Genomic DNA, 25,118 nt, shown 5'->3' on the forward strand with positions numbered 1-25,118 from the left:
TGACGCTACTTGTCTTCTTTCCATGGCGCCTGCAGATAGCGGCTTTGATTGAAACTTTCCATCCAGTCCGGGTAGAAAACCACCAGGGCGGTAATCGCTGTGCCGTTGATGAAGGCTTCGGGGAACATGACCAGCCATAGGTAGCCGGCAAAATCCGCCAGCCAAGGCGGCATCGGGTAGCGACCATCTAGTAGCAGTACGCCGAGCGATGCCAGGATGCACGCCAATGCTGCGAGCGCCGCTGGAAAGAATCCAGCGAAGAAAATGAAGACGAACAGGTTGCGGGGTTGGGCGCGTTCGACGAGTCGCGCGCATACAACCGTGACCAGCACTGGGATCAGTACCAGCAGGATGCCGTTCATGCCCAGGGCTGCAACTTGTTGATGACCTGTCAGTGTCAGGCCGACCTGGGCGATGAGGGCGGCGATGATTGCCAGTGGCCAGTCCAGTAGCAAGGTGACGGCTGTCAGCCCGATGAAGTGGAATGAAAGGCCCGAATCGAAGTCCCTTCGCACCAGCCAGAGCAGAAAGATCGAAAGCATTGCGCCGAACAGCAAGTGCTGACGGCGAGTATCACTGAAGAGCTCGACCCAGGGAGCTCGCCAGGCCGCCCATAACAGCGCGATCACATAGATTATCCAGCCTGCCAGCAGGCTGGATGGAGCAAGCAGGTGAGCGGCGATCATGCTAGTGATTCCTTTGTGCTCGTTGTTGCCGGTGCGCAGTAGTCGTTGCTTCGTGAAGGGGCTTAGGGGGCTGGATTCGGCTGTTCTGTGTGGATCGCTTCAATTGCGGCTAGCACTTCACTCGAGAGCGTAATTTCGGCGCTACGGATATTCGACTCAAGTTGCTCTAGTGATGTCGCGCCGATGATATTGCTGGTGACGAAGGGTTGCGCTGTGACATAGGCAAGCGCCATCTGTGCTGGATCCAGTCCATGCTCGCGAGCCAGTTTAACGTACCGAGAGCATGCGGCTTTGGCCTGGGGATTGTTATAGCGTGCGAAACGTTGAAAGAGCGTGAGGCGCGCGCTGGCAGGGCGAGCACCGTTCTCGTATTTGCCGCTGAGCATGCCGAATGCCAGTGGCGAGTACGCGAGTAGGCCGCATTGTTCGCGGATGCTGATTTCCGCCAGGCCGACCTCGAAACTGCGATTGAGCAGGTTATAAGGGTTCTGTATCGAAACCGAACGCGGCAAGCCGCGAGCTTCGGCTAATTGCAGGTATTTCATCGCGCCCCAAGGCGTTTCGTTGGACAGGCCGATGTGGCGGATTCTGCCCGCTTTGACTTCGGCATCGAGCGCTTCGAGAGTTTCTTCCAGTGGAGTGAAGTCGCCTTCTTGATGTCGGTAGCCCAGCTGCCCGAAAAAGTTGGTGCTGCGTTCCGGCCAATGCAGCTGGTACAGGTCGATCCAGTCGGTCTGCAGGCGCCGAAGGCTGTTATCGAGCGCGGTGCGGATCTGTTCGCGATTGAGTCTAGGTTGACCGTCGCGAATGTGTGTAATGCCGTTGCCGGGTCCCGCGATCTTCGTGGCTATGATCCAGTCGGCTCTGTCGCCCCGGCTCTGGAAGTAATTTCCTATGTATTGCTCAGTGGTTGCGTAGGTTTCCGGGCGCGGCGGCACCGGGTACATCTCGGCCGTATCTATGAAGTTGATGCCGGCAGTCTTCGCCCGGTCGATCTGGGCGAATGCCTGGGCCTGGTCGTTCTGTTCTCCCCATGTCATGGTGCCGAGGCACAGCGAACTGACTTTCAGATTTGTGCGGCCGAGTGAGCGATATTCCATGCAATACCTCGCGTGATCTGAGACTGAGTGCCGAAGAGCTTAACGAAGACGGGACGGCTTGTGCTCATGAGAGCGTTCGACGTATCCGAAGTGCCCTGGATGTCACGCTGGCAGATCTAGGGAGTGAGGCTCCCTGTTTGGTGGGCTGTGCCTGCTTGAGGGCGGGTGTAGCGGAATTCGATAACTATAAATGTCGGTTGCTATTTTGCTGGTAATCAGGATAATTCCGCAGCCTGTCGCCGGGGATGCCTAGCCTGTCGACGCAAGCCAAAGGTAGGGGATGCCTAGCCTACCGAACCACTGCCGTGGCGGACGCGCTGACCCGAGCCCCCGATAGCGTCTGTTTCCGGCTGCCCTGGCCTTGCCAGGGCGAGCACCATTCAGTAAGATTCGCCGTCTTATTTTCAGGGCGGCCCCTGAGGCTATAACGAATGAAGACATTTACTGCTAAACCGGAAACCGTCAAGCGCGACTGGTTCGTCGTCGACGCTGCCGGCCAGACCCTGGGTCGTCTGGCAACCGAAATCGCTAGCCGCCTGCGTGGCAAGCACAAGCCGGAATACACCCCTCACGTGGATACTGGCGATTACATCGTCGTGATCAACGCTGAGCAAGTGCGTGTGACTGGTGCCAAGACCACAGACAAGGTGTACTACTCTCACTCCGGTTTCCCGGGTGGCATCAAGTCGATCAGCTTCGAGAAGCTGATCGCCAAGGCGCCCGAGCGTGTGATCGAGACCGCGGTCAAAGGCATGCTGCCGAAGAACCCGCTGGGTCGCGACATGTATCGTAAGCTGAAGGTGTACAAGGGTGCCAGCCACCCGCACACCGCTCAGCAGCCCCAAGAACTGAAGATTTAACGGAATAGTTCATTATGTCGGCGACTCAAAATTACGGCACTGGCCGTCGCAAGACTGCAACCGCGCGCGTCTTTCTGCGCCCGGGTACTGGCAAGATCTCCATCAACAACCGTGAGCTGGATAACTTCTTCGGTCGCGAAACTGCCCGCATGGTCGTTCGCCAGCCGCTGGAGCTGACTGAGACTGTCGAGAAGTTCGACATCTACGTCACCGTTCTTGGTGGTGGTGTCAGTGGTCAAGCCGGTGCCATTCGTCACGGTATCACTCGTGCTCTGATCTCGTATGACGAAACTCTGCGCAGCCCGCTGCGTAAGGCTGGCTTCGTCACTCGCGACGCTCGTGAAGTGGAACGTAAGAAGGTCGGTCTGCGCAAAGCGCGCAAGCGTCCGCAGTACTCCAAGCGCTAATTCGCGCTTTCAAAAGAAACGCCCAGTTTCGTTCGGAGCTGGGCGTTTTTTTTTGGGGTGCGTTTTTATATGGCGGTGCGACAGTGTGTCGCGCGCTGGAAAGCCTGAAGGCCGGGCATTAGGGCTTATGTGACAGGCTATTACCTTGTCAGAAGAAGGCCTTTTCTTTACCATTTGGCGAATTTTTCGCGGCCCAATTTTACGTGGTACATGCCTGCGTCAAGCAGGCCATAAGAAGCTGATGGGAGACGACTGAATGAGCAATGACGGCGTGAATGCAGGCCGGCGTCGCTTCCTTGTGGCCGCCACTTCGGTGGTGGGCGCTGCAGGAGCGGTGGGTGCTGCGGTCCCGTTTGTGGGATCGTGGTTCCCGAGTGCCAAGGCCAAGGCTGCCGGTGCGCCGGTAAGGGTAAATATCAGCAAGATCGAGCCGGGGCAGCAGATGGTCGCCGAGTGGCGCGGTCAGCCGGTATTTATCGTGCGTCGGACCGACGAGGTCCTCGGAAATCTGGAGAAGGTTGCCGGCCAGGTAGCCGATCCTGAGTCCAAGGCTTCCGAGCAACCTGCTTATGTCGATCCGAAGAACCGGTCGATCAAGCCCGAGTTGCTCGTGGTGGTCGGTCTGTGTACTCACCTCGGCTGTGCGCCGTCCTTCCGTCCTGAGGTGGCTGCGGCCGATCTCGGTGCCGATTGGCTTGGTGGGTATTTCTGTCCTTGCCATGGTTCCAAATACGATATGGCCGGTCGCGTCTATAAGTCGCAGCCAGCTCCCTTGAACCTGCCGGTGCCCCCGCACTCGTACGAGACCGATAATGTAATCATCATCGGTGTGGACCAGGAGAACGCCTGATGAGCAAGTTCATGGAATGGGTCGACGCCCGCTTTCCCGCGACCAAGATGTGGGAAGACCATCTTTCGAAGTACTACGCCCCCAAGAACTTCAACGTCCTGTATTTCTTCGGCTCGCTGGCCCTGCTCGTACTGGTCAATCAGATACTTACCGGTATCTGGCTGACCATGAGCTTCGAGCCTTCGGCTGAGGGCGCCTTCGCCTCCGTCGAATACATCATGCGCGACGTTGAGTACGGCTGGATCATCCGCTACCTGCACTCCACGGGCGCGTCCGCGTTCTTCGTGGTGGTCTATCTGCATATGTTCCGTGGGATCCTCTACGGCTCCTATCAGAAGCCGCGCGAGCTGGTTTGGATCTTCGGCATGATGATCTATCTGGCGCTCATGGCTGAGGCCTTCATGGGCTATCTGCTGCCTTGGGGGCAGATGTCCTACTGGGGTGCCCAGGTAATCATCTCGCTGTTTGGTGCCATTCCGGTCATCGGTGGTGACCTGACCCAGTGGATTCGCGGTGACTACCTCATCTCAGGCATCACGCTGAACCGCTTCTTCGCGCTGCACGTGATCGCGTTGCCAATCGTCATTCTTGGCCTGGTCGTTCTGCACATCCTGGCGCTGCACGAGGTTGGCTCGAACAACCCGATGGGTGTCGATATCAAGAAGACCAAGGATGAGAACGGCGTGCCGCTCGATGGTATCCCGTTCCACCCGTACTACACCGTTAAGGACATTGTCGGTGTCGTGGTGTTCCTCTTCGTCTTCTGTGCGGTCGTGTTCTTCTTCCCTGAGATGGGCGGCTATTTCCTTGAGAAGCCGAACTTCGAAGTGGCGAACGCGTTCAAGACTCCGGCACACATTGCTCCTGTTTGGTACTTCACTCCGTTCTACGCGATTCTGCGTGCGGTGCCGGATAAGCTGCTTGGTGTTATCGCCATGGGGGCGGCGATCGCAGTGCTCTTCGTGTTGCCCTGGTTGGATCGAAGCCCGGTCAAATCCATGAAGTACAAGGGTTGGATGAGCAAAGTAACGCTGTTGGCGTTCTGTGTATCCTTCATTATTCTCGGCGTGCTTGGCGTACTTGCACCGACTCCCGAGCGCACTCTGCTCGCGCGGATATGTACTGCTATCTACTTCGGCTACTTCATCCTGATGCCGTTCTATACCAAGCTCGAGAAGACCAAAGTGGTTCCGCAAAGGGTGGCTGGCTGATGAAAAAGCAATTTGCTGCATTGATTCTTGCAATCCTGCCGGTCTTTGCCTCCGCTGCAGGGACCGAGGCACACTTGGATAAGGTCGATATCGACCTGACTGACAAAGCGGCCATGCAGGACGGTCTGAAGACTTTCGCCAACTACTGCATGGGTTGTCATAGCGCGCAGTACCAGCGTTATGAGCGTGTTGCCACTGACCTCGGTATTCCCGAAGAGGTCATGATGGACAACATCGTCTTTGCTGATGCCAAGTTTGGCGATCACATGAAGATCGGCATGAAGCCTGATGATGCCAAGGTCTGGTTTGGTGCTGCTCCGCCGGACCTGACCCTGGTTGCTCGCGTTCGCGGCAACGACTGGCTGTACACCTACATGCGCAGTTTCTACGAAGATCCGGCCCGCCCTTATGGCGTCAACAACACGGTCTTCCCGAACGTCGGTATGCCGCACGTGCTGGCTCCGCTTCAGGGGCGTCGCGTCGTGGGCTGCAAGCAGGTGCAGGTGGTCGAAGACGGTCGCAAGCAGTTCGATCCTCTGACCGGCACGCCGATCACCGAGGAGGCATGCGATCAGATGGTCGTCGAGCCTGGTACCGGCACACTCTCCGAGGCCGAGTACGACGAGAAGATCAAGAACCTGGTGACCTTCCTTGCCTATTCGGCAAACCCGGTCAAGCTGGAGAGCCAGCGTATCGGTACCTATGTGTTGCTGTTCCTGGCGGTGTTCTTCGTGTTCGCTTACCTGCTCAAGCGTGAGTACTGGAAAGACGTTCACTAAGCTGCAAGCCGCAACTGCTGTACCCTGCGCGCGCCCTCTGGGCGCGCGTGTTTTTTCTGCTTCAAGATAAAGAGTGAGGAAGGACCTATGGCTGCAACCAATCGGTTGGGCTGCTACTCCGATCCCGCCGACCACTATTCCCATCGCGTTCGTCTCGTGCTCGCAGAGAAAGGCGTCAGTGTGGACATACTTGACGTCGAGGCGGGGCAGTGTCCGGCCAAGCTGGCCGAGGTGAACCCGTATGCCAGTGTTCCGACGCTGGTGGATCGCGATCTGGCACTGTATGAGCCGAGTGTGATTCTGGAGTATCTGGAAGAGCGTTACCCCCATCCCCCTTTATTGCCGGTCTATCCGGTTGCGCGGGCGAATACTCGCCTGCTGGTTCATCGCATTCAGCGAGATTGGTGTTCGCTGGCCGACCGTATCCTTGACCAGCGTACCGCTGAGCCGCAACGCGCGCAGGCTCGCAAAGAGCTTCGTGAAAGCTTGACCGGCGTGTCGCCGATATTCGCGGAAAAGCCGTATTTCATGAGTGACGAGATCAGTCTCGTCGACTGCTGCCTGTTGCCTATCCTCTGGCGTTTGCCCAGACTCGGTATCGAGTTGCCTCGAGCTGCCAAGCCGTTGCTTGACTATATGGAGCGCAGTTTCGCCCGCGAGGCCTTTCAGGCCAGTCTTTCCGCCGTCGAGCGCAACATGCGCTGAGAGAGGATTCCCATGAATTCAAGCCGCCCCTATCTAGTCAGGGCGCTCTACGAGTGGATCGTGGACAACGATTGCACGCCGCACTTGCTGGTCAACGTCGATTATCCCGGCGTGCAGGTCCCTGTCGGGTTCGCCAGTGACGGGCAGATCGTGCTGAACGTTGCGCCAAGCGCCATACGCCACCTGCACATGGATAATGAGGCGATCAGCTTCGAGGGGCGTTTCGGTGGCGTTGCTCACTCGTTGAACGTACCGTCCGCTGCTGTGATGGCCATCTATGCAAGGGAAAATGGGCAGGGCATGGTGTTCGAGATCGAGCCGACGCCGCCGGACGACGATGCGCCAAGCGAGAGCGGTGGTGATGATGCGCCGCGGCCGGGCGGACGTCCGAGCTTGAAGGTGGTCAAGTAGGCGAGCGCGGCGCCCGGGTCTATCGGGCGCCAAAGTCGGTCAGTCGATGTATTCGAACAGCTTTACGATACGCTGCACGCCACTGACGCTCTGCACGAGGTTGGTCGCGCGGTTGCCTTCCTGGCGTGTAACCAAGCCCAGCAGATAGACAATGCCGTTTTCGGTGATCACCTTGATCCGCGAGCCCGGAACGCTGTTATCTGCGAGCATCTGGGTCTTGATCTTGGTGGTCAGCCAAGAGTCGTTGCTGCGTGCCAGTGCAGAGGAAGGCTGCAGGATCTGCAGTTCATTGTGGACGCGCTTGACGCGCTGCACGCTGCTTGCAGCTCGTTCGGCCGTTTCCTTGAGTTCTGCGCGCGGAGTCTGTCCGGCCAGCAGCACGACGCCGTTGTAGCTCGCTACGACTATGTGCGAGCCCTGATCAAGGTCGGGATGGGCCTTGGCGATATTGACCGCAGCCTTTGTTTCGATCAGCGAGTCGTCGATCTTGCTGCCGATGGTGCGGGTGCCGCGGTTGTCGGCAATTGGATCGTCGCGGGTTGCGGTCAGTACCGAACTACAGCCGCTGACGGCCAGACACAGGCCTAGGGCGATAACAGGCAGGCGGGGCACGTTCATTCCTCACTTCCGAACAATTGGTTGTCGATCAGGTCGCACAAGCAGTGGACAGCCAGCAGGTGCACTTCCTGGATGCGGGCGGTTACCTTGGCTGGTACGCGGATTTCAACGTCTTCTGGCAGCAGCAGCGACGCCATGCCGCCGCCGTCCCGTCCAGTCAGTGCCACTACCAGCATCTCCCGGTCATGAGCTGCCTGGATGGCCTGGATCACGTTGGCGGAATTGCCGCTTGTAGAGATCGCTAGCAATACGTCGCCTGGCTGACCCAGGGCGCGGATCTGCTTGGAGAATACTTCGTTGTAGCTGTAATCGTTGGCGATCGAGGTGATCGTCGAGCTGTCGGTGGTCAGTGCGATGGCGGGAAGGCTCGGCCGCTCGCGCTCAAAGCGGTTGAGCAGTTCGGAGGAGAAATGCTGCGCGTCGCCAGCGGAGCCGCCGTTGCCACAGGTAAGAATCTTGCCTTCGCTAAGAAGGGCATTGACCATCGCCTGGCCGGCCTGCTCGATGCTCGGGGCCAGGACTTCCATGGCCTGCTGCTTGGTTTCGATGCTGGCCTGGAACAGTTGGCGGATTCGGGTTTGCATGTCCATTGTGTTCGACCTTAAAGGTTGCAAGCGCCACCGGCTATCGCTTCGGTATGCGCTTGCGGTTCGCTAGGGCTGGGCGGCATCGTGCAGCAGTCGCTGCGTAATGAATCGTTCAGCTATCAAATGCGTTGCGGATCCAGTTCAGATTCTCGGTCTGCCCGGCTAATGTGATCGCAACGACGTCGAAGCGACAAGGGCTCCGGGCCCATCGGCTTTCCTTCTGCAGGAAGAGCTGGGCAGCCTTGATCAGCTTCTGCTGCTTGCGCGCATCAATGCTTTCAAGGGCGCCACCCCAGGCGGCGTAGCGCCTGTAGCGGACCTCGACGAATACTACTGTATCGCCGTCGAGCATGACCAGATCAAGCTCGCCGCTGCGACAGGACCAGTTGCGCGTCAGCAGGCGCAGGCCCTGATCGCACAGGTGACGCAACGCGAGTGCTTCGGCAGAGCGTCCGCTGCTCTGGCTGTCGCTCATTACTGCATGTTGTCCAGGCGCTGGACCTCGCCGTCGCGGAACTCGGCCCATGGAAGCTGACGCTCGATGCGCTGCTGCGGGTTCAGGCTGAGCGTGCCGGAGAGGCCGTCGAGTTGAGTATCCGGAAGTGCCAGCAGTTGATTCAGCCGCGGCGCGAGAAGGTAGGCGTCCGCACCCATTGCGTACAGTCGACCCAGACTGCCGCCCGCCTGCGGCCATTTCTGCTCGACTTCCTGGCGCAATGGAAGTTGGTCGTTCAATAGCCAAGGGGTTTCTGCGAAACGAATGCCTTCGAGGTCGAGGTACTGGGTGCGATCGTGGCTGGCCGCATGCAGGTGAGAGGTGGCGTATACCGGAAGGTCGCCCGCATATTGGAAGATCAGGGTGGGTCGGACTTGCTGGGCCTGCTGCGGAGTGGCTGCCAGGAACAGGAAGTCGACGTCCTGCCGGCGAGTGGGCTGGTTGCTCGTCGAGGCGTCAGTGATGCTGCTGACCCGTCCGCCACGACTCTCGCTACTGCGCAGTTGCAGCAGATCGGCGATCTGGTTGGCGAGTTGCACGGGCTCGGCCAATGGCTCGGCTGCAACCAGTGTTCCGCCGGCTTCTTCCCAGCTCTGGCGGAAGGCATCCAGAATCCGCCCGCCCCAGTCTCCGCGAGGAGCCAGTGCGATGGCGCGGCGATGGCCGTCCGCCCATGCGCGGCGGGCGACCTCGCGGGCTTCGTCCTCGGCAGCCAGGCCGAACTGGAACAGCTGGGGCGGGGTGCTCTGACCGGCGTCACTGTAGTTCAGGGCGAGTGTCGTGATCGGCAGCTGATCCCTCTCGGCCAGTTGGCGCACCAGATCCTTTTCCAGAGGGCCCACGACCAGCTGTACGCCGGCAGCCTGGGCCTGTCGGTAGAACTCGTCGATGGAGGTCATGCGGGTGCTGTCATAAAGCTCGATGCGCAGCGCCTGGCCGGATTGCTGCGCGTGCAGGTGTGCCGCAAGGAAGCCGTCACGCAGGGCGCGCGCGACGCTTGCCAGCTGGCCGTCCATGGGGAGCAGCAGTGCGATGTTGTTCAGGGGCTGATCGGCCAGCTCACGAAGTTTCTGTAGTGGCTCAGGGAGCTGTTCTGCGGCAGGGTGCTGGGGGTTTTGTGCAATCCAGTCGTCAATGGCGCGCTGTTGCTGGGCAACGGTGCCGGCGCGTTTCAGTGACAGCGCCAGCGACTGCCAGCCGGCGAGATCGTCATCTGCCGCGCCTTGCAGTTGCTGCTCGGGAAGTGCGGATATGAGTTTCCAGATGGCTTCGTGGTTGGTTCTGGCTTGCTCGCCACTCAGGAGTGGAGCAGTGAAAACCCGTTCGCGCGCAGCAGCGAGGGGCTTGCCGGTCGCCTCCAGCGCTTCCGCCCGCGCCAGCTGGCTACGAACCTGCTGCGCCACTGGTAGCTCGCCCAGGCGTTCGAACGCAGGGTGCTGCAGAGCTTGCTCGGCTTGTTCAGGTTTGCCATCGGCTAGTGCGATTTCGGCCTGCAGTGTCAATGCGAAGATCTGCTGCGCTGGTTTCAGTGTATCCAGCTGAACCTTTTCCAGAATGCTGCGAGCCTGGGCATGGTTGCCCTGTTGGATGCTCTGGTCGGCGGCGGCCAGGCGCAGCTGCACGGCTTGTTCGGGGTCGCTTTGGTCGGCTTTCTCCAGCAGTTGCTGGGTGGAAGCCTGTGGTGTGCGAGGCAGTTCGCCCAATGTCGAAGAGGGAGAGCTGGCGCAAGCTGCGAGCATGATTGCGACGCACAGGAGTAGAAGGGGGCGTAAGCAAGCCATTGTTTGATCGTTCCTGAAAGCACTGGCGAGTGTTGGCGGATTGTACCCAAGCGCTGAAGTGGCGGCGATGTTGCGGCGGTGAATCGGGCTACAATGCGCATTTCCGTGACAGAGGTAAGCCCTTGTGACTGCCAGCGGTGGTGCGAATTCCGGAATGGGGACGCTTTATGTCGTCGCAACGCCGATCGGCAATCTGGAGGACATCAGTGCCCGAGCGCTGCGGGTGCTGCGAGAGGTGTCGCTGATAGCCGCGGAGGATACCCGTCACTCGTCTCGGTTGCTCGCGCACTTCGGTATTCAGACGCCGCTGGCAGCTTGCCACGAGCATAACGAGCGTGAAGAGGGGGGGCGATTCATCGGGCGGTTGCAAGGTGGAGAGGATGTCGCGCTGATCTCCGATGCGGGTACGCCGTTGATTTCCGATCCGGGATATCACCTGGTGCGCCAGGCGCGTGCCGCTGGGGTTGCAGTGGTGCCGGTGCCGGGTGCTTGTGCGCTGATCGCCGCACTGTCGGCGGCTGGGTTGCCCTCGGATCGATTCATCTTCGAAGGCTTTCTGCCTGCCAAGGCTGCTGCACGATGTGCACGGCTCGAAGCGCTGAAAGAAGAGCCACGCACTCTGATCTTCTACGAAGCTCCGCACCGCATACTGGAATCGCTTGGCGACTTTCGAGATGTGTTCGGTGGCGATCGAATTGCCGTGCTCGGCCGAGAGCTGACCAAGACGTTCGAAACACTGAAAGGGCTGCCGCTGAGCGAGTTGCACGCGTGGGTCGAGGCCGACAGCAATCAGCAGCGCGGCGAGTGCGTGGTGCTTGTAGAGGGTTGGCATGCTCCGCTAGACGAGAGCGCGGTGAGCGCAGAGGCGCTCCGGGTGCTCGATCTGCTGTTGGCAGAAATGCCGCTCAAGCGGGCGGCCGCAATCGCAGCCGATATTACCGGTGTGCGCAAGAACCTGTTGTACCAGGCGGCGCTGGAACGCAAATAGGAGGTGGCCTGCGCCTCGTGCCGCCTGGTGAGCTTGCAGGCAGCGAGTTGCGGCGGTACTCTGGCGCCTGGAGAGTCGATCGGACAGTCGCTGTCTCTTTTTGTTCCGCAAAAAGGGAGGGAGGAAAGTCCGGGCTCCATAGGGCGAAGTGCCAGGTAACGCCTGGGAGGCGCGAGCCTACGGAAAGTGCCACAGAAAATAACCGCCTAAGCACTTCGGTGCCGGTAAGGGTGAAAAGGTGCGGTAAGAGCGCACCGCGCGGCTGGCAACAGTCCGTGGCTAGGTAAACCCCACTTGGAGCAAGACCAAATAGGGATCCATCGGCGTGGCCCGCGCTGGATCCGGGTAGGTTGCTAGAGGCAGTCAGCGATGGCTGTCGTAGAGGAATGGCTGTCCTCGACAGAACCCGGCTTACAGATCGGCTCTCCTCCTTTCTTCCTTCGCAATACCCCATTTTTAATTCCGAAACATTCTTGCTCTTAACAAAGTACTTTAACTTTGTTGAGCAGCTCACTGTTGTCTCTGAAGATGCTTCCAATCCTCTGCGCGTTCTCCGCTCGAATTACCTCTCAACGTCGCTAAATTGCCGCTCCGTAAGGCTTTTTCCCTTCTGGCTCGCCTTGACGGTGGGGCGGCTGCGTTTCTATAGTGCGCACAAGTGGTAGGAAGTGGCAGAAAGTGGGTGAATATGGGTATGGATAGCTAATTCAGGGGAAGCGCAGCCGTGTTTCGCGGAGCTAACGCCATCAGTCTCGACGCCAAAGGCCGGCTAGCCATGCCCAGCCGGTATCGCGACGAGCTGAATTCCCGTGGCGATGGCCAGCTGATCATCACGATCGACGCCGTGGACCGTTGTTTGTGCATTTACCCCTTGCCCGAGTGGGAGCTGATCGAAGCCAAGCTCCGCGAATTGCCCTCCTTGCGTGAAGAGGCCCGTCGCCTGCAACGCCTGCTGATTGGTAATGCTGTCGATCTGGAGATGGATGGCAGTGGGCGTGTCGTGGTGCCGCCGCGTCTTCGTGAGTACGCCCGGCTGGACAAGCGCGCGATGTTGGTAGGGCAACTGAACAAGTTTCAACTATGGAACGAGGACGACTGGAACGCGGTTTCTGACGCGGACCTGGCGGCCATCAAGCAACCCGGCGGTCTGCCGGAAGAACTACGTGACCTAATCCTGTGAACCAGATCAGCAGCTTGCGACATATCACCGTGTTGCTCGACGAAGCCGTCGCGGCGCTGAGCGTGCGCCCGGACGGACGCTATCTGGATGGCACCTTTGGGCGGGGAGGTCACAGCCGGCTACTGCTTCAGCAGCTTGGGCCAGATGGCCTATTGCTAGGGTTCGACAAGGATCCGTTAGCCATCGCTACGGGGCAAGCACTGGCGGCCGAGGACGGCCGCTTTGTCGTTGTGCAGAGAAGTTTTGCCGAACTTGGCGAAGAAGTGGCGCAGCGCGGCTGGAGCGGAACCGTCAGTGGCGTTTTGCTGGATCTGGGCGTTTCGTCACCGCAGCTGGACGACCCCGAGCGCGGCTTCAGTTTTCTTAACGACGGTCCTCTGGACATGCGCATGGATCCTAGCCGAGGCGTCAGTGCGGCCGATTGGATAGCGCACGCCGACGAAGATGAGATCGCCCGGGTGTTCAAGGATTATGGCGAAGAGCGCTTCGCCAAGCGCATGGCTCGTGCGGTGGTGCAGCGCCGCGAAGCGGCGCCTTTCGAACGTACCGCCGACCTCGCCAAGGTCCTGAGTGAGGCCAATCCCGCTTGGGAGAAGGGCAAGAATCCGGCGACTCGTGCGTTTCAGGGACTGCGCATCTACATCAACAATGAGCTTGGCGACCTGGAGCATGGCCTTGATGCAGCCCTGGAGGCTCTGGAAGTGGGCGGCCGGCTGGTGGTCATCAGCTTTCATTCGCTGGAAGACCGCATCGTCAAACAGTTCATGCGCCGCCACGCCAAGGGCGAGGCGGACAAGCTGCCACGCGACCTGCCCATCATTCCAAAGGCATTCGAGCCGCGCCTTAAGCTGCTCGGCAAGCCGCAGTACGCTTCCGATGCCGAGGTCAAGGGCAACCCGCGTTCGCGCAGTGCGGTAATGCGCGTGGCGGAGAAGCTGCGGTGACCAAGGTAATGCGCTCCATGCCCAGCGGCAGCCTGTTGATGCTGGTGCTGTTCGTCAGTGTCCTGCTGTCGGCGATCGCAGTTGCCTACTCGGCGCATTGGAATCGTCAGTTGCTCAACGAGCTCTACGGTGAGCTTAGCGTGCGTGACAAGGCCCAGGCCGAGTGGGGGCGGTTGATCCTCGAGCAGAGCACCTGGACTGCGCACAGCCGCATCGAGACGCTGGCGACCGAGCAATTGCACATGCACATCCCCGAAGCGGCAGACGTCAGGCTGGTGAAGCCATGACCCTTCAAGGTGCGCTGTATCCGTGGCGGTTTCGTATCGTGCTCACGCTGCTGGCGCTGCTGGTCGGTGCGATTGTCTGGCGCATCGTCGATCTTCAGGTGATGGATCAGGGCTTCCTCAAGGGGCAGGGTGATGCGCGCAGCGTTCGGCATATCCCGATTCCTGCACATCGTGGTCTGATCACCGATCGCAACGGTGAGCCGCTCGCGGTGAGCACGCCGGTTACCACGTTGTGGGGCAATCCCAAAGAGCTGCAGGCAGCAAAGTCGCGTTGGCCGGACTTGGCCAAGGCGCTGGGTCAGGATGCTGCCACGCTTAGCGAGCGTCTCAGGTCGCAGGCGTCGCGCGAGTTCATCTATCTGGTGCGCGGACTTACCCCGGAGCAGGGGCAGGAAATCCTCGATCTGAAGATCCCCGGCGTTTATGCGCAAGAAGAATTCCGTCGGTTCTATCCGGCTGGCGAAGTGGCTGCCCATGTGGTCGGCTTCACCGATATCGATGATCGTGGCCGTGAGGGCATGGAACTCGCGTATGACGAGTGGCTGGCTGGTGTGCCAGGCAAGCGTCAGGTGCTCAAGGATCGTCGCGGGCGGTTGATCAAGGACGTTCAGGTCGTAAAGAACGCCAAGGCCGGCAAGGCGATGGCATTGTCGATCGATCTGCGCCTGCAGTACCTCGCGCACAGCGAGCTGCGCAACGTCGTGCAGGAATACGGTGCCAAAGCCGCCAGCCTGGTGATGGTTGACGTCAAGACCGGCGAGATTCTCGCCATGGCCAACCAGCCTACCTATAACCCGAACAATCGGCGCAATCTGCAGCCCGCGGCAATGCGCAATCGCGCCATGATCGACGTCTTCGAGCCCGGTTCCACCGTCAAACCTTTCAGCATCGCGGCGGCGCTGGGTACCGGTAAATATCAGCCGGATTCGGTCGTCAATACCTTGCCCGGGTGGATGCGTATCGGCCGCTACACGATTCGTGATGTCTCCCGTGGCGGCATGCTGACGCTGACCGGGATTCTGATGAAGTCGAGCAACGTCGGCATCAGCAAGATCGCCTTGGATATCGGCGCCGAGCCGGTATACGCGGTGATGCAACAGGCCGGTTTCGGCCAGGACACCGGGCTGGGTTTCCCCGGCGAGCGCGTCGGCAATCTGCCCAATCATCGCAAGTGGCGAGACGCTGAGACGGCATCGCTTGCCTACGGCTATGGCCTGTCGGTGACCGCCGTTCAGTTGGCGCATGCGTATGCCGTGCTGGGTAACCAGGGCAGCAACGTGCCGCTCTCTCTGTTGCGTCTGGATCGCACCCAGGACGGCGTGCAGGTCATTGACAAAGAGATTTCCGGCATTGTTCTGCAGATGTTGCGCGCGGTCGTGGAAGAGGAGGGTGGCGGCGGCGCTCGTGCCAAGGTGCCGGGCTATCACGTCGGCGGCAAGAGCGGTACCGCGAAGAAGATTTCCGGCACCGGCGGCTACACCAAAGACGCCTATCGCTCGTTCTTCGCCGGGGTTGCGCCGCTTTCCAATCCGCGCATCGCTGCGGTGATCGTTGTGGACGAGCCGAGCAAAGGACAGTACTACGGCGGACTGGTCGCGGCACCGGTGTTCGGCAAGGTCATGGCGCGCGCCCTGCGGCTGATGAACGTCGCACCGGACAATCTGCCGCCGCCTGCCGAGCTGCAGACCGCCGAAGCGGCAAAGGGCAAGGGAGGGCGTATCTGATGCCGATGCCATTGAATCACCTGCTGCCTCAGGCCGGCAGCGACGTGCTGATCCGTGAGCTAACACTCGACAGTCGCAAGGTTCGCGGCGGAGACCTGTTCCTCGCTGTACCGGGTCTGCAGTTCGATGGTCGCGATCACATAGGGGATGCCGTCGCCCGTGGCGCGGCCGCGGTCGCTTATGAGGCAGAAGGCCTCGACCAGTCACTGACCGGCAACGCAGTCATGGTTCCGGTGCTGCATCTGGCAGAACAGCTATCGGCGATTGCCGGCCGCTTCTACGGCGAGCCCAGCCGCAGCCTGCGTGTGGTCGGTGTGACCGGAACCAACGGCAAGACCAGTGTCAGCCAGCTGATTGCCCAGGCGCTCGATCGGCTCGGCGAACCCTGCGGAATCATCGGCACGCTTGGCACCGGATTCCACGGACAGCTGGAACTGGGACGCCACACCACGCCAGACGCCATCGGCGTGCAGGCGACACTGGCGAACCTCAAACAAGAGGGTGCTCGCGCGGTAGCGATGGAAGTGTCCTCGCATGGTCTCGATCAGGGGCGCGTCGCGGCCCTGGATTTCGATGTCGTCGTGTTCACCAATCTGTCGCATGACCACCTCGATTACCACGGCAGCATGGATGCTTACGGTGCTGCCAAGGCGCGCCTGTTCGAGGTGCCCGGGCTGAGCTGTCGGGTAATCAACCTCGACGATGCCTTTGGCCGCGTGCTGGCCGGCGAGGAGCGCGAGTCGCGCCTGATCACTTACAGCCTGGAAGACCCCACGGCCTACCTGTTCTGCGCTGAAGCGCGTCTCGACGACGACGGCATTCATGCTCGGCTGATCACGCCGCAGGGCGAGCGCTCGTTGCGCAGTCCGCTGCTCGGGCGTTTCAACGTCAGCAATGTATTGGCCGCCGTCGGCGCCCTGCTTGGCATGGACTATCCGCTGGACGAAATCCTGGCCGTGCTGCCTGAACTGCAAGGCCCCGCCGGCCGCATGCAGCGCCTGGGTGGCGGCGATCATCCGCTGATCGTGGTCGACTACGCACACACCCCCGATGCGCTGGAGAAAGTCCTCACCGCGCTGCGTCCACACGCGCGCGGCAGGCTGCTTTGTCTGTTCGGTTGCGGCGGTGATCGTGATACCGGCAAGCGCCCGCTGATGGCTGAAGTCGCGGAGCGGCTGGCCGACGGCGTCGTGGTCACCGATGACAATCCGCGCAATGAGGCCCCGGAACAGATTCTCGAGGGTATCCGTTCGGGGTTCAGCAATCCTGCGGCGGTCACTTTCAGCCATGGTCGCGCGCAGGCAATCGCCAGTCTGATCGCGGCCGCGCGAGCGGAAGATGTGGTAGTGCTGGCCGGCAAAGGTCACGAGGACTATCAGGAAGTTCGCGGCGAACGCTTGCCGTTCTCCGATCTCGAGGAAGCCTGCAGGGCGCTGTCCGTCTGGAGGAAGGCCAATGCTTGAGTCGATGCGCCTGAGCGAATTGCAGCTACCGCTGTCTGGCCGACTGGTCGGAGCGGATGCCAGCTTCACTGCCGTCAGCACAGACAGCCGGGCCATCGAACCTGGCCAGCTGTTCATCGCGCTGACCGGGCCACGCTTCGATGGTCATGCCTATCTGGCGGACGTCGCCGCCAAAGGCGCCGTTGCAGCACTGGTCGAGCGTGAAGTTGCAGATGCAGGCCTGCCGCAGCTGGTCGTTGCCGATACCCGGTTGGCGCTTGGGCAGCTCGGCGCGCTCAATCGCGCCGCATTCAACGGTCCGGTCGCAGCGATCACCGGCTCCAGCGGCAAGACCAGCGTGAAGGAAATGCTCGCCAGCATTCTACGCAGCGCCCATGGCCAGGACGCCGTACTGGCCACTCGCGGCAACCTCAACAATGACTTGGGTGCGCCACTGACGCTGTTGGAGTTGAGCACCAGTCATCGCAGCGCCGTCATCGAACTCGGCGCTTCGCGGCCCGGCGATATTGCCTACACCGTCGATCTGGTGCGCCCGGATGTCAGCGTAATTACCAATGCGGGCACCGCCCACGTCGGGGAGTTCGGTGGCCCGGACAGGATCGTCGAGGCCAAGGGCGAGATTCTCGATGGCCTGAACGCATCCGGCACCGCCGTGCTCAACCGTGACGACAAGGCCTATTCGATCTGGGCCGAGCGCGCTGCGGGCAAGCGCATCGTATCGTTCGGCCTGGACGACCCCCTCGTGGATTTCTCCGCCGGGTCGATCGCCTACGACCAGCGTGGCTGCCCGAATTTCGTGCTGACTGGCCCGCTGGGCAATCTTCGCACCCAGCTCAATCTGCTGGGCCGGCATAACGTGGCCAACGCCTTGGCGGCAGCCGCGGCAGCCTATGCGCTGGGTATCGAGGCCGAGGCCGTGGTGGCGGGGCTGGAAAGCCTGCAACCGGTCAAAGGCCGAGCCGTGGCGCAAATGCTGGCCAACGGCGTGCGCCTGATCGACGACAGCTACAACGCCAATCCGGCATCGATCTGCGCCGCCATCGACGTGCTGGCCAGCTTTGCCGGTAGCACCATCCTTGTGCTTGGCGATATGGGCGAGCTGGGCGAGTGGGCCGAGCAGGGCCATCGCGACGTCGGCGCCTATGCCGCTGGCAAGATCGACACGCTTTATGCCGTCGGGCCTCTGATGGCCCATGCAATTCAGGCATTCGGTCCAGGCGCTCGGCACTTCGCCGACCAGGCCAGCCTTATCGACAGCCTGCGAGCCGAACAGGGCAGCGGTACCACCATTCTGATCAAGGGCTCACGCAGCGCGGCGATGGACAAAGTCGTCGATGCGCTCGCTGGGCCATCCATGGAGAAACACTGATGCTGCTGCTGCTCGCCGAGTATCTGCAACAGTTCCACAAAGGCTTCGCGGTCTTTCAGTACCTGTCGCTGCGTGGAATTCTCGGCGTCCTCACCGCGCTGGTGCTGTCGCTGTGGATGGGCCCTTGGCTGATCCGTACGTTGCAGATGCGCCAGATTGGCCAGTCCGTGCGTACCGACGGTCCGCAGTCGCACCTGTCCAAATCCGGCACGCCGACCATGGGTGGTGCGCTGATCCTCAGCGCCATCAGCATCAGCACCTTGCTCTGGGCCGATCTGTCCAATCGCTACGTCTGGGTGGTGCTGGCGGTGACCTTGCTGTTCGGCGCGATCGGCTGGGTCGATGACTATCGCAAGGTGATCGAGAAGAACTCCCGCGGCTTGCCAAGCCGTTGGAAGTATTTCTGGCAATCGGTCTTTGGCCTCGGCGCCGCGGTCTTCCTTTATATGACTGCGCAGACACCGGTCGAAACCACGCTGATTCTGCCGCTGCTGAAGCACATCGAGATCCCACTCGGGATTGGTTTTGTCGTGTTGAGCTACTTCGTCATCGTCGGCTCGAGCAACGCGGTCAACCTGACCGACGGCCTCGACGGTCTGGCGATCATGCCAACGGTCATGGTCGGCGGCGGTCTGGGCATCTTCTGCTACCTCTCCGGTAACGTGAATTTTGCCGAGTACCTGCTCATTCCTTACGTGCCGGGTGCGGGCGAGCTGATCGTCTTCTGCGGCGCGCTGATCGGTGCCGGCCTCGGCTTTCTCTGGTTCAACACCTATCCGGCTCAGGTCTTCATGGGCGATGTCGGCGCGCTGGCGCTCGGCGCGGCGCTGGGCACCATCGCCGTGATCGTTCGCCAGGAAGTGGTGCTGTTCATCATGGGCGGCGTGTTCGTGATGGAAACCCTCTCGGTGATGATCCAGGTGGCGAGCTTCAAGCTGACTGGCAAGCGCGTGTTTCGCATGGCGCCGATCCATCACCATTTCGAACTCAAGGGCTGGCCCGAACCCCGGGTGATCGTGCGCTTCTGGATCATCACTGTGATCCTGGTGCTCGTCGGCCTTGCCACCCTGAAACTGAGGTAATCAAGAGTGCTCATCGCTTCCGACCAGTTCCGCATCGTTGTCGGCCTCGGCAAGAGCGGCATGTCCCTGGTTCGCCATCTGGCGCGTCGGGGGCTGCCGTTTGCCGTCGCTGATACCCGTGTGAACCCGCCGGAGTTGGCGACGCTCAAGGCCGAGTATCCAGACGTGCAAGTGCGCTGTGGCGAGCTGGACGTCGAGTTTCTCTGCACCGCCAGCGAGCTGCTGGTAAGCCCGGGTCTGGCGATCAGTACGCCGGCGCTGCAGGAAGCGGCGGCGCGTGGGGTCAAGCTGTCCGGTGATATCGAGCTGTTCGCCCGCGAAGCCAAGGCGCCGATCATTGCGATCACCGGCTCCAACGCCAAGAGCACCGTGACCACGCTGGTCGGCGAGATGGCCGTGGCGGCAGGGCGCACCGTGGCGGTTGGTGGCAACCTGGGCACGCCGGCGCTCGATCTGTTGGCAGACGACGTCGAGCTTTATGTGTTGGAGCTGTCCAGCTTTCAGCTGGAGACCACCGAGCAGCTAAATGCCGAAGTGGCGACCTGCCTGAACATCAGCGAAGACCATATGGACCGCTACAGCGGCCTGCCAGCCTATCATCAGGCCAAACACCGAATTTTCCGCGGCGCGCGTCAGGTGGTGGTCAATCGCGATGACCGGCTCAGCCGTCCGCTGGTCGCGGATGACCTGCCGACCTGGACCTTTGGCCTCGGCAAGCCGGACTTCAAGGGCTTTGGGCTGTTCGAGGAAAAAGGCGAGAAGTACTTGGCGTTCCAGTTCGATGCGCTGATGCCGGTTCGCGAGCTGAAGATGCGTGGTGCGCACAATCAGTCCAATGCTCTGGCAGCGCTGGCGCTGGGGCACGCGGTGGGTCTGCCGTTCGAGCCGATGCTGGAGACGTTGCGCCAGTTCGTCGGTTTGCCGCATCGCTGCCAGTGGGTTGGCCAGCGTGGCGACGTCAGCTATTACGACGATTCCAAGGCCACCAATGTCGGTGCCGCGCTGGCTGCGATCGAAGGACTGGGTGCGGATATCGACGGCAAGCTGGTGCTGATCGCCGGTGGCGATGGCAAGGGCGCAGACTTCTCCGCGCTGCGCGCGCCGATTGCACGCTATTGCCGTGCCGTGGTGCTGCTCGGTCGTGATGCGCAACGCCTTGCGGACGCGCTGGCCGATGCCACCACCCTGGTTCATGTCGCAACACTGGGCGAAGCGGTGCAGCGCGCCGCCGAGTGTGCCGAAGCGGGCGATGCGGTATTGCTGTCGCCGGCCTGTGCCAGTCTGGACATGTTCAAGAATTTCGAAGAGCGCGGTCGCCTGTTCGCCGCTGCGGTGGAGGCGCTCGACTGATGCTCGCCTTCCTGCGCCATGCTCCTTCGCCCTTGTTCGGCCGCCGCGGTCTGGATCTTGACTTCCCCATGCTCGCCGGCTGTCTGGCTTTGCTTGGCTTGGGTCTCGTGATGATCACTTCGGCGTCGTCCGAAGTCGCGGCGGTCAATGCCGGCAATCCGCTGTATCACATGAGCCGCCATCTGGTTTATGTGGCGCTGGGCCTCGGCGCGGGAATTGCGATGCTGCTGGTACCGCTGTCGGTCTGGCAACGTCTGGACTGGATGCTGCTGCTGGCGGCGTTCGGCCTGCTGATCCTTGTCTTGCTGCCGGGAATCGGCCGGGAAGTGAACGGTTCGATGCGCTGGATCGGTTTCGGCGCCTTCAACGTGCAGCCGTCCGAGCTGGCGAAAGTCTTCGTGGTGATCTACCTGGCCGGCTATCTGGTGCGCCGGCAAGAGGAAGTTCGCGAAAGCATGTGGGGCTTTGCCAAACCCTTCCTGGTCCTGCTGCCCATGGCATTCCTGTTGCTGCTGGAGCCCGATTTCGGTGCGACCGTGGTCATGATGGGCGCCGCAGTGGCGATGTTGTTCCTCGGTGGTGTTGGCATGATCCGCTTCAGTCTGCTGGTGATCGCCGCGGTGGGTGCCGTGGTGGTGTTGGTGCAGACCCAGGAATACCGTCTGCAGCGCCTGATCACTTTCACCGACCCCTGGGCCGATCAGTACGGCGCCGGCTACCAGCTGACCCAGGCGCTGATCGCCTTCGGCCGCGGGGAGTGGTTCGGCGTCGGCCTGGGTAATAGCGTGCAAAAGCAGTTCTACCTGCCCGAAGCGCATACCGACTTCGTATTCTCCGTACTGGCCGAAGAGCTGGGCATGGTCGGCGCACTGGCGACCATCGCACTGTTCGCCTTCGTAGGCGTTCGCGCACTGTATATCGGTCTGTGGGCAGAGAAGGCCCGGCAGTTCTTCGCGGCGTATGTGGCCTGGGGGATGGCGTTCCTCTGGCTGGGACAGTTCCTGATCAACGTGGGAGTAAACGTAGGTCTGCTGCCAACCAAGGGCCTGACGCTGCCGTTCCTCAGTTATGGCGGCAGCTCGCTGGTAGTGACCTGCGCAAGCATGGCGCTGCTGCTGCGCATCGAATGGGAAAGCCGCACCGTGCTGGGCAGCGAGGACACCGAGTTCGACGAGGCCGATTTCGCCGAGCCGCCGGCCAAGGAGGTCGCCCATGGCCGCTAATGTACTGATCATGGCCGGCGGCACCGGTGGCCACGTTTTCCCGGCGCTCGCCTGTGCTCGTGAGTTCCAGGCCCGCGGCTACTCCGTGCACTGGCTCGGCACGCCGCGCGGCATCGAGAACGAACTGGTACCCGCCGCTGGCCTGCCGCTGCATCTGATCCAGGTCAGCGGATTGCGCGGCAAGGGCATCGTTTCGCTGATCAAGGCACCGCTGCAGTTGATTCGCTCGCTGTTCCAGGCGCGTCGCATCGTGCGCGAGCTGCAACCGGTCTGCGTGCTGGGGATGGGCGGCTACGTTACCGGTCCGGGCGGACTGGCTGCCAAGCTGGCCGGGGTACCTCTGGTGATTCACGAACAGAACGCCGTCGCTGGGACCGCCAATCGTAGCCTCGCGCCGCTTTCCAGCCGCGTCTGCGAAGCCTTCCCGGAAACCTTCAAGGCCAGCGCCAAGCGCCGCACCACCGGCAATCCGGTGCGTGAGGAGCTGTTCCTCGAGACGCCCCGCGACGCCCTTGCGCATCGTCGCCCGCGCCTCCTGGTACTGGGCGGCAGTCTCGGTGCCGAACCGCTGAACAAACTGCTGCCCGCCGCGCTCGCCCAGGTACCGGCGGATGTGCGGCCGCAGGTGTTTCATCAGGCGGGCAAGCAGCACGCCGATATCACCACGCAGCGTTATGCCGAGGTCGGCGTCGAGGCGGAAGTCGCGCCCTTCATCAAGGACATGGCGCGGGCCTACGCCTGGGCCGATCTGGTCATCTGTCGTGCCGGAGCGCTCACCGTTTGCGAGCTTGCCGCCGCTGGGTTGCCATCCTTTCTGGTGCCGCTGCCCCATGCCATCGACGACCACCAGACACGCAATGCCGAATATCTGGCGAAGGAGGGCGCTGCCGTCCTTCTGCCGCAAGCCAAGACTGATGCGGCCGTGCTTGCCGCTCAGCTGACCGAGGTAATGATGCAGCCGGAAAAACTCAAGGCCATGGGCGCCATCGCGCGCCGTCTGGCCCGGCCCGACGCCACCCGCAGCGTGGTCGATATCTGTCTGGAGGTGGCCCGTGGCTAAATCTCCCGCCGCGGTAAAAGCCGAAGTCCGCCGTATGCGGCGCATTCGTCGCATTCACTTCGTGGGTATCGGCGGGGTCGGCATGTGCGGCATCGCCGAGGTGCTGCTCAATCTCGGCTACGAGGTGTCGGGCTCGGACCTCAAGGAATCCGCCAGTACCGATCGGCTGCAGAGCTTCGGTGCGCAGATTTTCATCGGTCATCAGGCCGGCAATGTTGCCGGCGCCGACGTGCTGGTGGTGTCCAGCGCGGTCAATTCGGCCAACCCGGAAGTCGCCCTGGCGCTCGAACAACGTATTCCAGTGGTTCCACGTGCCGAGATGCTTGCCGAGCTGATGCGCTACCGGCACGGTATTGCTGTCGCCGGCACCCATGGCAAGACCACTACTACCAGTCTGCTGGCTTCGGTTTTTGCCGCCGGCGGGCTCGATCCGACTTTCGTCATCGGTGGCCGACTCACTGCGGCCGGTACCAACGCGCAGCTCGGCAGCAGCCGTTATCTGATCGCCGAGGCCGACGAAAGCGATGCCAGCTTCCTGCACCTGCAGCCGATGGTCGCGGTGGTCACCAATATCGATGCCGACCACATGAGCACCTATGGCGGCGACTTCGGCAAGCTGAAGAAAACCTTCGTCGAGTTCCTGCACAACCTGCCGTTCTACGGCCTGGCAGTGCTCTGCGTCGACGACCCGTTCGTTCGCGAGATCATTCCGCAGATCGGCCGGCCGATCACGACCTACGGTTTCAGCGAAGACGCCGACGTGCGCGCCACCAATGTCCGTCAGGAAGGCATGCGTACCTTCTTCACGGTGCTACGCGATGGCTGTGAGCCGCTGGATGTGTCAGTGAACATGCCGGGCAACCACAACGTGCTGAACGCCCTGGCCACCATCGCCATTGCTACCGATGAAGGTATCGACGACGAAGCCATCGTCCAGGGTCTCGCGGAGTTCGCAGGCGTCGGCCGCCGCTTTCAGGTCTATGGCGATCTACCGGTCGACGACGGCAGCGTGATGCTGGTCGACGACTACGGTCATCACCCGCGCGAAGTCGCCGCAGTGATCAAGGCAGTCCGCGGTGGCTGGCCGGAGCGGCGCCTGGTCATGGTCTATCAGCCCCATCGCTACAGCCGCACCCGCGACCTCTACGACGACTTCGTGCAGGTGCTCGGCGAGTCCAACGTGTTGCTGCTGATGGAAGTCTATCCGGCCGGCGAAGAGCCGATACCTGGCGCCGACAGCCGCCAGTTGTGCCACAGCATCCGCCAGCGCGGCCAGCTGGACCCGATCTACGTCGAGCGTGGCGTCGACCTCGCTCCGTTGGTCAAGCCGCTGCTGCGTGCCGGCGACATTCTGCTTTGCCAAGGAGCCGGTGATATCGGTGGCCTGGCGCCGCAACTGCTCAAGAGTCCGCTGTTCGGTGGCGATGGCGCCGCGAGGAAATCCAAATGACGACCCTGCATTCGACTCGCGACCCCAAGGCGTTTGGTCGTGTCGCCGTGCTCTTCGGTGGCAAGAGTGCCGAACGCGAAGTGTCCCTGAAATCCGGCGCGGCGGTACTCGCCGCGTTGCAGGAGGCCGGTGTGGATGCGTTCGGCATCGATGCCGGCGATGACCTGCTGCAACGCCTGAGCAACGAGCGCATCGATCGTGCCTTCATCGTCCTGCATGGTCGTGGTGGCGAAGACGGCAGCATGCAGGGACTGTTGGAATGCGCCGGTATCCCCTACACCGGCAGCGGCATTCTGGCTTCGGCCCTGGCCATGGACAAACTCCGCACCAAGCAGGTGTGGCAGAGCCTTGGCTTGCCGACGCCGCAGCATGCCGTGCTGGCTACGGAGGCCGATTGCAAGGCTGCAGCGGAAACCCTGGGTTTTCCGCTGATCGTCAAACCGGCCCACGAAGGCTCTAGCATCGGCATGGCCAAGGTCGGCGGGCTCACCGAGCTGATCGAAGCCT

At 61.5% G+C, this 25,118-nt stretch carries 25 protein-coding genes, 1 other RNA gene and 1 pseudogene; 21 read left to right on the forward strand and 6 right to left on the reverse strand.

Features of this window, described 5'->3' with window-relative positions; translation table 11 throughout:
- Positions 1-5 precede the first annotated feature (5 nt).
- On the reverse strand, positions 6-686 hold the full coding sequence (locus RT582_RS06340; protein ID WP_014821357.1) for an energy-coupling factor ABC transporter permease: 681 nt from the start codon (positions 684-686) through the stop codon (positions 6-8).
- Between the two features lie 62 nt (positions 687-748).
- Complete coding sequence (locus tag RT582_RS06345; RefSeq protein WP_041014824.1) at positions 749-1,786, reverse strand: NADP(H)-dependent aldo-keto reductase; 1,038 nt, start codon at positions 1,784-1,786, stop codon at positions 749-751.
- Positions 1,787-2,217: 431 nt separating this feature from the next.
- On the opposite strand from RT582_RS06345, the gene rplM reads away from it, so the two are divergent.
- The 7 genes from rplM to RT582_RS06380 all read left to right on the forward strand — a co-directional run bounded on the left by rplM (position 2,218) and on the right by RT582_RS06380 (position 7,009).
- A complete protein-coding gene (gene rplM, locus RT582_RS06350; RefSeq protein WP_014821355.1) occupies positions 2,218-2,646 on the forward strand; it encodes a 50S ribosomal protein L13 in 429 nt (142 codons plus the stop codon).
- A gap of 14 nt (positions 2,647-2,660) precedes the next feature.
- Positions 2,661-3,053 carry a 30S ribosomal protein S9 gene (gene rpsI, locus RT582_RS06355; protein WP_003302797.1) on the forward strand — a complete coding sequence of 131 codons (393 nt, stop codon included), beginning with the start codon at positions 2,661-2,663 and terminating at the stop codon, positions 3,051-3,053.
- 256 nt (positions 3,054-3,309) lie between these two features.
- Positions 3,310-3,903, forward strand: a complete 594-nt coding sequence (petA, locus tag RT582_RS06360) for a ubiquinol-cytochrome c reductase iron-sulfur subunit (RefSeq protein WP_014821354.1) — start codon at positions 3,310-3,312, stop codon at positions 3,901-3,903.
- Complete coding sequence (locus RT582_RS06365; RefSeq protein ID WP_003302794.1) at positions 3,903-5,114, forward strand: cytochrome b; 1,212 nt, start codon at positions 3,903-3,905, stop codon at positions 5,112-5,114. The genes petA and RT582_RS06365 overlap by 1 nt, the downstream gene beginning before the upstream one ends.
- On the forward strand, positions 5,114-5,893 hold the full coding sequence (locus tag RT582_RS06370) for a cytochrome c1 (protein ID WP_313476955.1): 780 nt from the start codon (positions 5,114-5,116) through the stop codon (positions 5,891-5,893). The genes RT582_RS06365 and RT582_RS06370 overlap by 1 nt, the downstream gene beginning before the upstream one ends.
- An 87-nt stretch (positions 5,894-5,980) precedes the next feature.
- Entirely contained in the window at positions 5,981-6,598 is a 618-nt protein-coding gene (locus RT582_RS06375) for a glutathione S-transferase N-terminal domain-containing protein (protein WP_042928469.1), read from the forward strand.
- A gap of 12 nt (positions 6,599-6,610) precedes the next feature.
- Positions 6,611-7,009: a ClpXP protease specificity-enhancing factor gene (locus RT582_RS06380; RefSeq protein WP_046617969.1), complete on the forward strand. Its 399-nt coding sequence runs from the start codon at positions 6,611-6,613 to the stop codon at positions 7,007-7,009.
- 39 nt (positions 7,010-7,048) lie between these two features.
- Here the strand turns inward: RT582_RS06380 and RT582_RS06385 are convergent, their stop codons facing one another.
- From RT582_RS06385 to RT582_RS06400, 4 genes are all read right to left on the reverse strand, one after another.
- Positions 7,049-7,627, reverse strand: a complete 579-nt coding sequence (locus RT582_RS06385; protein WP_313476956.1) for a BON domain-containing protein — start codon at positions 7,625-7,627, stop codon at positions 7,049-7,051.
- Entirely contained in the window at positions 7,624-8,217 is a 594-nt protein-coding gene (locus RT582_RS06390) for a phosphoheptose isomerase (RefSeq protein ID WP_313476957.1), read from the reverse strand. The genes RT582_RS06385 and RT582_RS06390 overlap by 4 nt, the downstream gene beginning before the upstream one ends.
- Before the next feature lie 109 nt (positions 8,218-8,326).
- Entirely contained in the window at positions 8,327-8,689 is a 363-nt protein-coding gene (locus tag RT582_RS06395) for a YraN family protein (RefSeq protein ID WP_313476958.1), read from the reverse strand.
- Positions 8,689-10,491 carry a penicillin-binding protein activator gene (locus RT582_RS06400; RefSeq protein WP_313476959.1) on the reverse strand — a complete coding sequence of 601 codons (1,803 nt, stop codon included), beginning with the start codon at positions 10,489-10,491 and terminating at the stop codon, positions 8,689-8,691. The genes RT582_RS06395 and RT582_RS06400 overlap by 1 nt, the downstream gene beginning before the upstream one ends.
- 124 nt (positions 10,492-10,615) lie before the next feature.
- On the opposite strand from RT582_RS06400, the gene rsmI reads away from it, so the two are divergent.
- The 14 genes and pseudogenes from rsmI to RT582_RS06470 form a co-directional block, all read left to right on the forward strand.
- Positions 10,616-11,479, forward strand: coding sequence for a 16S rRNA (cytidine(1402)-2'-O)-methyltransferase (rsmI, locus tag RT582_RS06405; protein ID WP_041014820.1), 864 nt, complete (start codon positions 10,616-10,618; stop codon positions 11,477-11,479).
- A 71-nt stretch (positions 11,480-11,550) separates the two neighbouring features.
- An RNA gene (rnpB, locus tag RT582_RS06410) (RNase P RNA component class A) lies at positions 11,551-11,909 on the forward strand.
- 294 nt (positions 11,910-12,203) lie between these two features.
- Entirely contained in the window at positions 12,204-12,659 is a 456-nt protein-coding gene (gene mraZ / locus RT582_RS06415) for a division/cell wall cluster transcriptional repressor MraZ (protein WP_003302783.1), read from the forward strand.
- Entirely contained in the window at positions 12,656-13,603 is a 948-nt protein-coding gene (rsmH, locus tag RT582_RS06420; RefSeq protein WP_313476960.1) for a 16S rRNA (cytosine(1402)-N(4))-methyltransferase RsmH, read from the forward strand. The genes mraZ and rsmH overlap by 4 nt, the downstream gene beginning before the upstream one ends.
- 8 nt (positions 13,604-13,611) lie before the next feature.
- Positions 13,612-13,890 (forward strand): cell division protein FtsL, encoded by a 279-nt coding sequence (ftsL, locus tag RT582_RS06425; RefSeq protein ID WP_218857949.1) that lies wholly within the window; start codon positions 13,612-13,614, stop codon positions 13,888-13,890.
- Positions 13,887-15,614, forward strand: a complete 1,728-nt coding sequence (locus RT582_RS06430) for a peptidoglycan D,D-transpeptidase FtsI family protein (RefSeq protein ID WP_313476961.1) — start codon at positions 13,887-13,889, stop codon at positions 15,612-15,614. The genes ftsL and RT582_RS06430 overlap by 4 nt, the downstream gene beginning before the upstream one ends.
- Entirely contained in the window at positions 15,614-17,077 is a 1,464-nt protein-coding gene (locus RT582_RS06435; protein ID WP_313476962.1) for a UDP-N-acetylmuramoyl-L-alanyl-D-glutamate--2,6-diaminopimelate ligase, read from the forward strand. The genes RT582_RS06430 and RT582_RS06435 overlap by 1 nt, the downstream gene beginning before the upstream one ends.
- Positions 17,070-18,446, forward strand: a complete 1,377-nt coding sequence (locus tag RT582_RS06440; protein WP_090519230.1) for a UDP-N-acetylmuramoyl-tripeptide--D-alanyl-D-alanine ligase — start codon at positions 17,070-17,072, stop codon at positions 18,444-18,446. Before RT582_RS06435 ends, RT582_RS06440 begins: the two co-directional genes overlap by 8 nt.
- Positions 18,446-19,528 (forward strand): phospho-N-acetylmuramoyl-pentapeptide-transferase, encoded by a 1,083-nt coding sequence (gene mraY / locus RT582_RS06445; protein ID WP_023444292.1) that lies wholly within the window; start codon positions 18,446-18,448, stop codon positions 19,526-19,528. The genes RT582_RS06440 and mraY overlap by 1 nt, the downstream gene beginning before the upstream one ends.
- Before the next feature lie 6 nt (positions 19,529-19,534).
- Complete coding sequence (gene murD / locus RT582_RS06450; protein ID WP_023444293.1) at positions 19,535-20,878, forward strand: UDP-N-acetylmuramoyl-L-alanine--D-glutamate ligase; 1,344 nt, start codon at positions 19,535-19,537, stop codon at positions 20,876-20,878.
- On the forward strand, positions 20,878-22,101 hold the full coding sequence (gene ftsW, locus RT582_RS06455; protein WP_014821339.1) for a putative lipid II flippase FtsW: 1,224 nt from the start codon (positions 20,878-20,880) through the stop codon (positions 22,099-22,101). The genes murD and ftsW overlap by 1 nt, the downstream gene beginning before the upstream one ends.
- Complete coding sequence (gene murG, locus RT582_RS06460) at positions 22,091-23,161, forward strand: undecaprenyldiphospho-muramoylpentapeptide beta-N-acetylglucosaminyltransferase (protein ID WP_045666674.1); 1,071 nt, start codon at positions 22,091-22,093, stop codon at positions 23,159-23,161. Before ftsW ends, murG begins: the two co-directional genes overlap by 11 nt.
- Positions 23,154-24,611, forward strand: a complete 1,458-nt coding sequence (gene murC / locus RT582_RS06465; RefSeq protein WP_278447378.1) for a UDP-N-acetylmuramate--L-alanine ligase — start codon at positions 23,154-23,156, stop codon at positions 24,609-24,611. The genes murG and murC overlap by 8 nt, the downstream gene beginning before the upstream one ends.
- Positions 24,608-25,118: pseudogene (locus tag RT582_RS06470) on the forward strand (D-alanine--D-alanine ligase); the annotation flags it as partial. The gene murC and the pseudogene RT582_RS06470, both read left to right, overlap by 4 nt.

Source organism: Stutzerimonas kunmingensis, from assembly GCF_032106285.1.
Lineage (GTDB): Bacteria > Pseudomonadota > Gammaproteobacteria > Pseudomonadales > Pseudomonadaceae > Stutzerimonas > Stutzerimonas kunmingensis_B.

What these genes read in the sequence shown, in the direction of transcription:
- RT582_RS06340 (WP_014821357.1), bottom strand. Translation starts at nt 686, where the DNA reads ATGATCGCCGCTCACCTGCTTGCTCCATCCAGCCTGCTGGCAGGCTGG.
- RT582_RS06345 (WP_041014824.1), bottom strand. Translation starts at nt 1,786, where the DNA reads ATGGAATATCGCTCACTCGGCCGCACAAATCTGAAAGTCAGTTCGCTG.
- rplM (WP_014821355.1), top strand. Translation starts at nt 2,218, where the DNA reads ATGAAGACATTTACTGCTAAACCGGAAACCGTCAAGCGCGACTGGTTC.
- rpsI (WP_003302797.1), top strand. Translation starts at nt 2,661, where the DNA reads ATGTCGGCGACTCAAAATTACGGCACTGGCCGTCGCAAGACTGCAACC.
- petA (WP_014821354.1), top strand. Translation starts at nt 3,310, where the DNA reads ATGAGCAATGACGGCGTGAATGCAGGCCGGCGTCGCTTCCTTGTGGCC.
- RT582_RS06365 (WP_003302794.1), top strand. Translation starts at nt 3,903, where the DNA reads ATGAGCAAGTTCATGGAATGGGTCGACGCCCGCTTTCCCGCGACCAAG.
- RT582_RS06370 (WP_313476955.1), top strand. Translation starts at nt 5,114, where the DNA reads ATGAAAAAGCAATTTGCTGCATTGATTCTTGCAATCCTGCCGGTCTTT.
- RT582_RS06375 (WP_042928469.1), top strand. Translation starts at nt 5,981, where the DNA reads ATGGCTGCAACCAATCGGTTGGGCTGCTACTCCGATCCCGCCGACCAC.
- RT582_RS06380 (WP_046617969.1), top strand. Translation starts at nt 6,611, where the DNA reads ATGAATTCAAGCCGCCCCTATCTAGTCAGGGCGCTCTACGAGTGGATC.
- RT582_RS06385 (WP_313476956.1), bottom strand. Translation starts at nt 7,627, where the DNA reads ATGAACGTGCCCCGCCTGCCTGTTATCGCCCTAGGCCTGTGTCTGGCC.
- RT582_RS06390 (WP_313476957.1), bottom strand. Translation starts at nt 8,217, where the DNA reads ATGGACATGCAAACCCGAATCCGCCAACTGTTCCAGGCCAGCATCGAA.
- RT582_RS06395 (WP_313476958.1), bottom strand. Translation starts at nt 8,689, where the DNA reads ATGAGCGACAGCCAGAGCAGCGGACGCTCTGCCGAAGCACTCGCGTTG.
- RT582_RS06400 (WP_313476959.1), bottom strand. Translation starts at nt 10,491, where the DNA reads ATGGCTTGCTTACGCCCCCTTCTACTCCTGTGCGTCGCAATCATGCTC.
- ftsL (WP_218857949.1), top strand. Translation starts at nt 13,612, where the DNA reads ATGCGCTCCATGCCCAGCGGCAGCCTGTTGATGCTGGTGCTGTTCGTC.
- RT582_RS06430 (WP_313476961.1), top strand. Translation starts at nt 13,887, where the DNA reads ATGACCCTTCAAGGTGCGCTGTATCCGTGGCGGTTTCGTATCGTGCTC.
- RT582_RS06435 (WP_313476962.1), top strand. Translation starts at nt 15,614, where the DNA reads ATGCCGATGCCATTGAATCACCTGCTGCCTCAGGCCGGCAGCGACGTG.
- RT582_RS06440 (WP_090519230.1), top strand. Translation starts at nt 17,070, where the DNA reads ATGCTTGAGTCGATGCGCCTGAGCGAATTGCAGCTACCGCTGTCTGGC.
- mraY (WP_023444292.1), top strand. Translation starts at nt 18,446, where the DNA reads ATGCTGCTGCTGCTCGCCGAGTATCTGCAACAGTTCCACAAAGGCTTC.
- ftsW (WP_014821339.1), top strand. Translation starts at nt 20,878, where the DNA reads ATGCTCGCCTTCCTGCGCCATGCTCCTTCGCCCTTGTTCGGCCGCCGC.
- murG (WP_045666674.1), top strand. Translation starts at nt 22,091, where the DNA reads ATGGCCGCTAATGTACTGATCATGGCCGGCGGCACCGGTGGCCACGTT.